The organism is Streptomyces niphimycinicus, assembly GCF_018883605.1.
Classification (GTDB): domain Bacteria; phylum Actinomycetota; class Actinomycetes; order Streptomycetales; family Streptomycetaceae; genus Streptomyces; species Streptomyces niphimycinicus.
Genome location: NZ_JAHLEM010000168.1, coordinates 18,871 through 29,597, shown reverse-complemented (window position 1 = coordinate 29,597; position 10,727 = coordinate 18,871). Strand labels below are relative to the sequence as shown.

At 72.4% G+C, this 10,727-nt stretch carries 8 protein-coding genes; 7 read left to right on the top strand and 1 reads right to left on the bottom strand.

From position 1 onward, the window contains the following. A partial coding sequence (locus KN815_RS16660; protein WP_507229903.1) for a macrolactam cyclase family protein occupies positions 1–757 on the bottom strand: 757 nt, incomplete at its 3' end. Between the two features lie 946 nt (positions 758–1,703). Here KN815_RS16660 and KN815_RS16655 point away from each other — a divergent pair. From KN815_RS16655 to KN815_RS16625, 7 genes are all read left to right on the top strand, one after another. Beyond that, positions 1,704–3,167: an NsdA family TPR-like regulatory protein gene (locus KN815_RS16655; protein WP_216342715.1), complete on the top strand. Its 1,464-nt coding sequence runs from the start codon at positions 1,704–1,706 to the stop codon at positions 3,165–3,167. 274 nt (positions 3,168–3,441) lie between these two features. Further along, a complete protein-coding gene (lhgD, locus tag KN815_RS16650) occupies positions 3,442–4,656 on the top strand; it encodes an L-2-hydroxyglutarate dehydrogenase (protein ID WP_216342714.1) in 1,215 nt (404 codons plus the stop codon). 533 nt (positions 4,657–5,189) lie between these two features. Then, positions 5,190–6,005: a tRNA (guanosine(46)-N7)-methyltransferase TrmB gene (trmB, locus tag KN815_RS16645; protein WP_216342713.1), complete on the top strand. Its 816-nt coding sequence runs from the start codon at positions 5,190–5,192 to the stop codon at positions 6,003–6,005. Positions 6,006–6,461: 456 nt separating this feature from the next. Then, positions 6,462–7,973 carry a PrsW family intramembrane metalloprotease gene (locus tag KN815_RS16640; protein WP_443732324.1) on the top strand — a complete coding sequence of 504 codons (1,512 nt, stop codon included), beginning with the start codon at positions 6,462–6,464 and terminating at the stop codon, positions 7,971–7,973. Positions 7,974–8,038: 65 nt separating this feature from the next. Then, positions 8,039–8,626, top strand: coding sequence for a SigE family RNA polymerase sigma factor (locus KN815_RS16635; RefSeq protein ID WP_216342712.1), 588 nt, complete (start codon positions 8,039–8,041; stop codon positions 8,624–8,626). Next, the gene (locus KN815_RS16630; protein ID WP_216342711.1) at positions 8,619–9,461 is read left to right on the top strand and encodes a hypothetical protein; all 843 of its coding nucleotides are present in this window, start codon (positions 8,619–8,621) and stop codon (positions 9,459–9,461) included. The genes KN815_RS16635 and KN815_RS16630 overlap by 8 nt, the downstream gene beginning before the upstream one ends. Then, the gene (locus KN815_RS16625; RefSeq protein WP_216342710.1) at positions 9,455–10,702 is read left to right on the top strand and encodes a L,D-transpeptidase; all 1,248 of its coding nucleotides are present in this window, start codon (positions 9,455–9,457) and stop codon (positions 10,700–10,702) included. Before KN815_RS16630 ends, KN815_RS16625 begins: the two co-directional genes overlap by 7 nt. Positions 10,703–10,727: the final 25 nt, after the last annotated feature.

Sequence of the window (10,727 nt, the reverse complement as noted above, 5' to 3'; positions counted from 1 at the left end):
GGGCCGCCCGCCGCTCGGCGGGCCCCATGCCGGGCACCGGACCGGGGTCGAGGTCGTCGGTCTCGGGGGCGTGGCGCGGGGCGGTGAGCCGGGCCCGTACGGCCTCCACGAGGGCGTCCTGGACGGCGTCCACGGCAGTGCCCTGGTCGAGTGGGGGCGCGGCGACGGCGAGGGACGCGGTGGGCTCGTAGCCGGTGACGTCGCGGGCGCCGTCGCGCAGGATCAGCGCATGGCCCGGGGGCACGCGTCTGACGCCCATATAGGGCGTGCCGTCGCCCATGGCCTCCGGGGAGTCGGGGCAGGCGAGCAGCGCGCCGAGGTGGCCGACGTCGAGCTGCGCCTCGATGAGGTCGGCGAGCGGGAGCGCGGCCGTGGCGTAGGCGGTGCCGCCGGCCCAGTCGGTGTGGAAGACGGGCCGGGCGCCCGCGAGGTCGCCGACGATGGTGAGGCGGCGGCCGACCTGGGCGACCGCGGTGTAGCTGCCGGACCAGGCGGTCAGATGGCGCAGGGCGCCGCCGCGGGCGGCGAACAGCCCCACTCGCAGTTCCTCGTCGGTGGCGCCGCAGCAGCCGAAGACGGCGAGGCGGGTGAAGGGATCGGTCTGGACGACGCGCACCTCATCGGGCCGCCAGTCGCCGACCGCCCACAGTGGATCGGGGTCGGACCACAGGAGTTGGGCGCCGACCGGCTGGATCGCACGGCCCTCCGGGGGGACCGGGCCGGATGCGGTACTGCTCCACCCCACCAACCACCGCATCGCCGCCTCCACAGGCTGTGGGCATCCAGGGCAACCAAGAAGTAGGTGCCATCATGCACAGCATGTTGACGGTTTCGGCATCGAACCGGACAACAACATGGATCTCCTGGATGTCCTGTGACCACAGATGATCGCAGAAATCGCAGAGTTGATCCCAGTAGGTGACGCCTCCCAGAAAGGCACCCGTAAGGAGCCCACGAGGGAACCACCGCCGGTAGCGACCCACCGTTCCGCCGTGGCCCATGCTGCCACGGCTGGGGCACGCAAGAGCGCAAGGGCATCGACGCATATGCGGAGCGGCGCACAAGGGGCGCACGAAGGGGCGCACGGAAAATGCGCCAACCCGCGGGCCAGATGAGGGACTTACCGTCGGCGCCGCGGCGTCCGCCGCGCACCGGGGTATCCGCGGCATGTGCTGCATGGCGCACCGCCATGGGCGGAATCTCTGCGCGATCCGGGCGGATGAGGACTTCCCGCGTCGGGCCTCCCCCTCCTCGGCCCGACGCGGGAGCCCGGCCGTGATGGGCGATATTCAGCCAAGTTGCCGTGGCGCTCTCGGTGGTCTTGCGGACGCCCTGTAGGTACCCAACTTCCGCCTCCCGCGCCCCTGACACGACAGTCCGGGAGGCGGCATTCGCCTCCCGGACCGTTCCGCCACCCGCGGGGAATGAGGCGGCGGCGTCCCCCAGCCCACTGGATCCAGTACAGCGGGCCGACCCACGCAGGACCTATCGAAACGTCCCCGCCGCGACTGAGACAGAGCGCACACACGGGCGCACAGCCACACACACCGGGAGCACACGTCACGCCCCGCACGCCCGTTCGTACAAGAATCTCGCCATCCGGGACACCACCTCTTAACGGTCGGGATGCGGCGAACTACGCTGGGTTTACGAATGCCCCGCGCTTATGCCGGGGCGGCCGTCGGTGCTGTCGAGGGGTGCGCATGTCCAGGGAGCCACGCGGGCCGAACGAAAAGCTCGGCACCGTTCTCGCCCTCGCTGGGATCAGCAATGCCGGGCTCGCGCGCAGAGTCAACGACCTCGGCGCCCAGCGTGGCCTGACACTTCGCTACGACAAGACGTCCGTCGCGCGCTGGGTGTCCAAGGGCATGGTCCCCCAGGGCGCCGCGCCACACCTCATTGCGGCTGCGATCGGCAGCAAACTCGGCCGTCCCGTCCCCCTGCACGAAATCGGCCTGGCCGATGCCGATCCGGCCCCCGAGGTCGGTCTTGCCTTCCCGCGCGACATCGGCCAGGCCGTCCGCTCCGCGACCGAGCTCTACCGGCTGGATCTCGCGGGTCGGCGCGGCGGGGTCGGCATCTGGCAGAGCCTGGCCGGATCTTTCTCAGTAAGCGCGTATGCCACCCCGGCCTCACGCTGGCTCATATCTCCGGCCGACAGCTCGGTGGCCCGTGAGCCCAAGGACACCGAGGACGGGACCACCACCGCCAGCACCGCGGGCGGGGCGGCGGCGGACGCCCTACCGCTGCAACGCGTCGGCCACAGCGACGTCACCAAGCTGCGCGAGGCCGCCGAGGACGCCCGTCGCTGGGACTCCAAGTACGGCGGCGGCGACTGGCGTTCGTCCATGGTTCCCGAGTGCCTCCGGGTGGACGCGGCGCCCCTGCTGCTCGGCTCGTACAGCGACGAGGTCGGCCGTTCCCTCTTCGGCGCCACCGCCGAACTGACCCGGCTCGCCGGGTGGATGGCCTTCGACACCGGCCAACAGGAGGCCGCGCAGCGGTACTACATCCAGGCGCTGCGCCTCGCCCGCGCCGCCGCCGATGTCCCCCTGGGCGGCTATGTGCTGGCGTCGATGAGTCTCCAGGCCACCTACCGGGGCTTCGCCGACGAGGGCGTGGACCTGGCCCAGGCCGCCCTGGAGCGCAACCGCGGCCTGGCCACCGCCCGCACCATGAGCTTCTTCCGGCTCGTGGAGGCGCGCGCCCAGGCCAAATCCGGGGACGGGCCCGCCTGCGGGGCCGCCCTGAAGTCCTCAGAGGGCTGGCTGGAGCGCTCGCGGGCGGGCGACCCCGATCCGTCCTGGCTCGACTTCTACAGCCATGAGCGGTTCGCGGCCGACGCGGCCGAGTGCTATCGCGATCTCCGGCTGCCGCGCCAGGTGCGGCGCTTCACCGAGCAGGCGCTGGCCCGGCCCACGGAGGAGTTCGTACGGTCGCACGGGCTGCGGCTCGTGGTGTCCGCCGTCGCCGAACTGGAGTCCGGCAATCTGGACGCGGCCTGCGCGGCGGGCGCCCGCGCCGTGGAGGTCGCCAACCGGATCTCGTCCGCGCGCACCACGGAGTACGTACGCGACCTGATGCGCCGCCTCGAGGCGTACCGCGACGAGCCGCGCGTCGCCGAGCTGCGGGAGCAGGCCCGGCCGCTGCTGGTGGCCCCGGCGTGAGCGGCCCTCGGTGCGGGAGGAGACGCGGCCGGCCCGGACCGAAGGGTGTGATCGGCCCGGGATGAGTAGTGAGGCGAGAGCTGCCCGTAATGCGCGATTCGAATGCGCGTCGACCGGAATGCGCGACTCGGCATGAATCGATCCATATGACCGGTGGACCTAGCCCGGACCCTAGTCATGGCAAGGGTTTCGGGCCGTTGTCAGTGGTGCAGGTCATGATAGGGATCGACGGTCGGGCGACTGGACGGTGTGGCGCGTGGGGAGGTGACATGGCGTGACGGCGTTGGACTGCGATGTGCTGGTGATCGGGGGCGGGATCGTCGGCATGTCGACGGCGTATGCGATCACGCGCGCCGCGCCCGGCACCCGCGTGACCGTGCTCGAGAAGGAGGCGGGCCCGGCCCGCCACCAGACCGGGCGCAACAGCGGCGTGATCCACAGCGGTATCTACTACCGCCCGGGGTCGCTCAAGGCGCGGTTCGCGGTGCGCGGCGCAGCGGAGATGGTGAAGTTCTGCGCCGAACACGGCATTCCGCACGAGGTCACCGGCAAGCTCATCGTCGCCACCGAGCGCTCCGAGCTGCCGAGGCTCCACGGCCTCGTCCAGCGCGGCAGGGAGAACGGCATTCCGGTCCGCGAGCTGGGCCCCGCCCAGATCGCGGAGTACGAACCATGGGTGCGCGGCCTCGCCGCGATCCATGTCGGCACGACGGGCGTCTGCGACTTCGGCGCGGTGGCGGCCCGGCTGGCCCGGCTCGCCCAGGACGCGGGCGCCTCGGTGCGGTACGGGGCGCAGGTGCGCACCATCGGCCGTCGCCCCTCCGCGGTCGCGGTGCGCACGGCCGACGGCACGGTGCTGCGCGCGCGGGCCCTGGTCAACTGCGCGGGGCTGCACTGCGACCGCGTCGCCCGGCTGGCGGGCGACGACCCGGGCATGCGGATCGTGCCCTTCCGCGGTGAGTACTACGAGCTGGTCCCCTCCCGCGCCTCGCTGGTGAACGGCCTGGTGTACCCGGTGCCCGACCCGGCGTTCCCGTTCCTCGGCGTCCATCTGACCCGCGGCATCGACGGCGGCGTCCACATCGGGCCCAACGCGGTGCCGGCCCTCGCCCGCGAGGGGTACGCGTGGCATACGGTGCGCCCGCAGGAGCTGGCCGGCACGCTGGCGTTCCCGGGCTCCTGGCGGATCGCCCGCCGCCACTGGCGGTACGGGGCGGGTGAGCTGCGGCGCTCCCTGTCCAAGCGCGCCTTCACCGACGCCGTGCGCCGTCTGCTGCCCGATGTGACGGCCGACGACCTGATAGCGGCCCCGGCGGGCGTGCGCGCCCAGGCGGTGCTGCCGGACGGCACGCTGGTGGACGACTTCCTGATCTCACAGTCGCCCCGGATCGTCCATGTGCTCAACGCCCCGTCGCCCGCGGCCACGGCCTCACTGCCGATCGGCCGGGAGATCGCCCGCCGAGTGCTGGAGACCCTGCGGGCGGGGTGAGGGGGGGCGGCTGAGGGCGGGGTCGGGGTCCTAGCCGGGCCGGGCCCGGCGGCCGAGACCGGGCCGGGCGCCGCTGCCGAGATGTGGGCGAGCCTCGGTGCGAAGGTCGGCGCGAAGCTACGGGCCGAGCTCTTGGCGTAAGGCCCGGGCCGAGCCCCGGCCGCGGGGTAGGGGCGAGCTCTCGCCGCGGGGTAGGGCCGAGCCCTGGCCGCGGGGTAGGGCCGAACTCTCGCAGCGGGGTACGGGCCGAGCCTCACCGCGAGGTACGGACCGAGTTCTCGCAGCGAGCCACGGGCCCAGCCCCGCAGGCCACCCTCGCCCAGGCCGCACGACCGACCTGACCGCCCACTGCCCGGCTGACCATGAATCCGGCTGACCACCGTCTTGGACTGCCCACGGGCCCGGCTACCCGTCCCGCCGCCCCGACCGGCCGGGCAGCAGCCACCGCGGACCAGCCCCAGGTGCCCCCGCCACCGGGGGCATCGCACCGGCCCCGCCGCCCTCCCCGGCTCCGCCCGTAGAATCGAGGCACTGTGTCCAAGAACCCCACCACCCCCGATTCCCACGTGGAGCGCGCCCTGCCCGCCCCCCGTGACCGCAGCGAGCCGATGTTCCCCGGCGGTCCCGTGGCCGATCCGGCGGGCTCGCACCACGAGCGCCGCATCCGCTCCTTCCGCCCCCGCCGCGGCCGGGTGACCCCGGGCCAGGGCGAGGCGCTGCGCCGCCTGTGGCCACAGTGGGGCCTGGATATCGACGGGCTGAGCCGTATCGACCTCGGTGAGTTGTTCGCCACAGAGGCAGGCCCGCGCCCCGACCTCCCCATCGTCCTGGAGATCGGCTTCGGCATGGGTGAGGCCACCGCGCAGATGGCCGCCACCGACCCCGGCACGGGCATCCTCGCCGCCGACGTCCACACTCCCGGCCAGGGCAATCTGCTCGCGCTCGCGGAGCGGAACGGCCTGGACACCATCCGGGTCGCCAACGGCGACGCGATCATCCTGCTCCGCGAGATGCTGGCCCCCGCCTCGCTCGCCGGGCTGCGGGTCTTCTTCCCCGACCCCTGGCCCAAGAAGCGGCACCACAAGCGCCGCCTCATCCAGCCCGAGTTCATCGAACTCGCCGCCACCCGGATGAAGCCCGGCGCACTGCTGCACTGCGCGACCGACTGGGAGCCGTACGCGGAGCAGATGCTGGAGGTCCTCTCCGCGAGCCCCGCCTTCGACAACTCCCAGCCCGACGGCGGCTATGCCCCGCGTCCGGACTTCCGGCCGCTCACCAAGTTCGAGAGCCAGGGGCTGGACAAGGGGCACCTCGTCCATGACCTGATCTTCCGCCGCAACGACACATAGTGACCCCAAGGGGATGGGCATAAACCCTGAGTCCCCCTTCCCCCTTTCGTTAGGGTCGGTTGAGTGCATCAGTCCCCGCCCCCGCAAGAGCCGCCCGAACCACCGGTCACGCCGCCGCACGAGGCTCCGTACGGAGCGCTCCACGAGGCTCCGCGTGGCGTACCGCACCAGGCTCCGTACGGAGCGCCGTACGAGGCACCCCAGGGCGGCCTGCACGCGGCACCGCAGGGCGGCCCAACCGAGGCACCCCAGGGCGGCCCGTACGAGGCGACGCACGGCACACGGCACCGCACCGCGCCGGGCGCACCCCAGAGCGCAGCACCGCACGGCACTCCCTACGGCGCTCCTTACGGTGACCAGCACCCATACGGCGACCAGCACCCATACGGCGACCAGCACCCGTGGTTCGGCACCGGCGCCGCACCGGCGAGCTGGCCGCAGCCGCCCCGCCAGGGCCTGTGGGGGCCGCGGGGCCGTCTCGCCCGCGTCTGGCACAACAAGGCGCTGCGGGCCACCGCGCTCACCGGTCTGCTCTCGCTCTCCGGCCTGATCATCCTGGCGCTGGTGCGCGAACAGACGGGCACCAAGGGCTTCCTGGTGGGGCTCGGCCTCGCCGTGCTGCCCGTGCCGCTGATCATCGCGGTCTTCCGGTGGCTGGACCGCGTCGACCCCAAGCCCTGGCGAAACCTTGTGTTCGCCTTCGCCTGGGGAGCGTGCGCCGCGACCCTGGTCGCGCTGATCGCCAACGGCTTCGCCACCGAGTGGCTCATGACCACCGTGGACTCCTCGTCCCCGACCGGCCAGGCCGACGCCGACGCCTGGGGCGCCACCTTCATCGCGCCGTTCGTGGAGGAGAGCGCCAAGGCGGCCGCCGTCCTGCTGCTCTTCCTCTTCCGCCGCCGAGACTTCAACGGGCTGGTCGACGGGGTCGTCGTCGCCGGAATCACCGCCACCGGTTTCGCCTTCACCGAGAACATCCTCTATCTCGGCTCGGCCTTCGTCAGCGACCAGACGCTCGGCTACTCCGGCATCCGGTCGACCACGGCCGCGACCTTCTTCATCCGCGCCGTGATGTCCCCCTTCGCACACCCCCTGTTCACCGCGATGACGGGGGTGGGCTTCGGCATAGCCGCCGCGGCGGCGCGGCATCAGCGCGTCCGCCGCGTCCTCATACCGATCGCGATGCTGCTCACCGCGATGGTCCTGCACGGCGTCTGGAACGGCTCGGCGACCCTCGGCGGCTACGGCTTCCTCATCGTCTACGCCCTGTTCATGGTCCCGATGTTCGGGCTGCTGACCTGGCTGACGCTCTGGTCCCGCGGCAAGGAGCTGCGCACCATACGGGAGCAGCTCGCCGCCTACCAGGCCGCCGGCTGGCTCACCCCGCCCGAGCCCCTCGCCCTGTCCTCGATGCGCGCCCGCGGTATCGCCCGCGACCTCGCCCGCCGTACCCATGGCGCCGCGGCGGCCCGTACGGTCGGCGAGTACACCGCCTTCGCGACCTCACTCGCCTTCCTCCGCCGCCGGGCGTACCGCGGCACGGCCGGCCCGGATTTCACCACCCACGAGAAGGAGCTGCTGGACCGTCTGTGGGAGCGGCGGGAGACCGCCCAGCCCGCCCTGGCCCACGCGGCGCTGTCGGTGCCGCTCCCCCGGCCCCGCCGGGCACCCCGACCGGCCCCGGGCACGATGCCCGCACCGTTCTGGCCCGCCGGGCCGTACGGCGGCGGCTCCGCGTATGACCACGGAAACGGCCAGGGCTACGGCTACGGCGGCCCCGGGCCCGGTTACGGATACGGCTACGGGGCCCAGCCGCAGTACGGGGCCCAGCCCACCTACGCCCCGTGGGGCGCTCCTCCGCCGCACGGCCCGCAGCCGCCGCGGACCCCGCAGCCGCCCGCGAACTCGGCGACGCCCCACACCTCCCCCGTGCCGTACGGACCCGGCGGACCCGAAAGTCGTCTGTAACCTCCCGCCCCTTTCGGACGTGTTCCTACATAGAAGCGGGGAGCACGTGGGGGCGCGGGGGATTCATGTCGGAACCATCAACTTCATCTACACCATCCGATTTCGACCAGTTCTATACGGTCACGGCGAAGCGGCTCGTGGCCGCGGTCTACGCGGCGACGGGCGATCTCGCCGAGGCCGAGGACGCGGTGCAGGAGGCGTATGCCCGCGCGTGGCAGCGCTGGGACCGGCTGACCGCCGAGGGCGATCCCACGCCCTGGGTCCGCACCGTCGCCCTGCGCCTCGCCGTCAGCTCCTGGCGCCGCGCCCGTAACCGCATGCGGGCCCACTTCCGCCATGGCCCGCCCCCCGATCTGCCCGATCTCGCCCCGGACCGGGTGGCGCTGATCCAGGCCCTGCGCGGGCTGAAGCCCGAGCAGCGTACGGCCGTGGTCCTGCACCACCTTCTCGATCTGCCCATTGAGCAGGTGGCCAGGGAGACGGGCGTCTCCTCCGGCGCCGTGCGCACCCGGCTGAGCCGCGCCCGCAAGGCCCTCGGCTCCCATCTCGCCGACGGGGATACCGGCGCCGTCGCCAACGCCAACGTCAACGCCGAGGCACCGGCGCCCCATCCGCCCACCTGCCACCCGAAGGAGGTGCCCTCCCATGGCTGAGCTGGACGAGCGCCTGCGCGATATCGCCCGAGACATCGAGCCCTCCATACGTCTGGCGGGCCCGGAAGCCGTGCGTGCGCGGGGCCGTCGGCGCCGCGCACGGCAGCGCACGGCGATCACCGCCGCGGCCGTCCTCGCGGTGGCCGCCGTCACCGCGGGCTCCTGGCGGCTGCTGCCGGGCGACGACTCCTCCCGTACGCTCCCGGCGGCCCCGCCCGCCCCACGAACGGACCGCGTCCCGGGAGCCCAGATCCCCACGAGCGCCCTCCTTCGCCCCTCGGCACTCCCCTTCGACGCGATGATGCACTGGAAGACGGTCGACGCCGCCATCGGCTCCGCCGACGGTGGCCGGGCACCGCTGCTCGACCTCTCCCCCAGTTGCCGCCTCGACGGTCCACGCCCCCTCACCCAGCGCACCCGCGACTATCAGGGCCGCGCGACGGAGCAGGCGCGCCACACCATCAACGCCTATGCGAGCGACGGCGAGGCCGCGAAGGTCTTCACCTCCCTCGAGGAGACGCTGAAGGACCGCTGTGCCCGCCCCAAGACCGTGGACACACCGTCGTCGAGCAAGACCGCGGTCGGCCGGCCGACCACCATGACCTACGGCTGGCACTCGCCCCGCGCACCGCACGACGCCCACGTGGTCCTGATGCGCTCGGGCACCCGGGTCGGGGTGCTCCAGGCCGAGAGCATCGGCACCCCGTCCGGCGACTACACCGACGGTCCCTCCGCCTACTGCGTATCGGTCGCGCTCTGGCGCCTCGATCCCACCGCCACCGCCTCCCCCGGCCCGTACCGGAACAACCCCGAGGAGGCGAAGAGGCGTTGCTGACCCACTCCTCCCCGCCCACCGCCGCTCACAACTCCCGCAAGAGGTTCTCTGTGCTCTCCGTCCGTTCCCTGCGCACCCTCACGGTGCCCGCCATCGCCGTCGCCCTGCTCGCCGGCTGCCAGTCGGCATCGAAAACCGCCTCGGTGGACCCGGCCGACGCCAAGCCCGCCCGGATCACGATCACCCCGAGCAGCGACTCGGCGGCCATAGCCCCCGACGCCACGGTCAAGGTGGCCGCCTCCCACGGCACCCTCACCAAGGTCCGCGTCGTCCCGGACGGCGCCGGTTCCCAGGCCGCCACGGTGACCGGCGCCCTCTCCCACTCCAAGAGCAGTTGGCGCTCCAACCGCACCATGACCCCGGGCACGACCTACACCGTCGAGGCCACGGCCACCAACGCCGCCGGCAAGTCCGCCGTCCAGCACTCCACCTTCCGCACCCGCGCCGCCCAGCAGACCAACGGCGTCACGGTCACCCCTTCCAAGGGCTCGACCGTCGGCGTAGGCCAGCCGGTCTCCCTCGCCTTCGACCACCCGGTCCAGAACAAGGCAGCGGTGGAGCGCACCCTCTCCATCTCCACCAGTCCCAAGACCGAAGGCTCCTGGGGCTGGGCCAAGGACCCCCTCACCGGCATCGAGCGCGTCGACTGGCGCCCCAAGTCCTACTGGCACAAGGACACCAAGGTCACCCTCCGAGCCCACCTCAGCGGCGTGAACACCGGCGACTCCCGCTACCTCCGCCGCGATGTCTCGACGACCTTCACCATCGGCACGCCCCGCATCTCCAAGGTCGACATCAAGAAGCACACGATGACCGTCTACGAGAACGGCCAGAAGCAGAAGACCATCCCGATATCCGCCGGCCAGCCCTCCTACCCCACCTGGAACGGCACCATGGTCGTCCTCGACAAGGCCCCCATGGTCAATATGACCAGCGAGTCCGTCGGCATAGCCGACCCCTACAACAAGGACGTCCCCTGGGCCGTCCACCTCACCACCTCGGGCACCTACGCCCACGCCGCCCCCTGGAACGAGGGCCTCGGCTACTTCGGCCAGAGCAACATGAGCCACGGCTGCGTCGGCATGTCCCTCGCCGACGGCAAGTGGTTCTACAACCGCGCCACCCGAGGCGACATCGTCGAAATCACCGGCTCCACCCGCGCCACGGTCTCCACAGGCAACGGCTTCGGCGACTGGAACCTCTCCTACCCGTCCTGGCAAAAGCTCAGCGCCCTGCGCTGAGTCGCCCTCCTGCGGGCACCCAGAC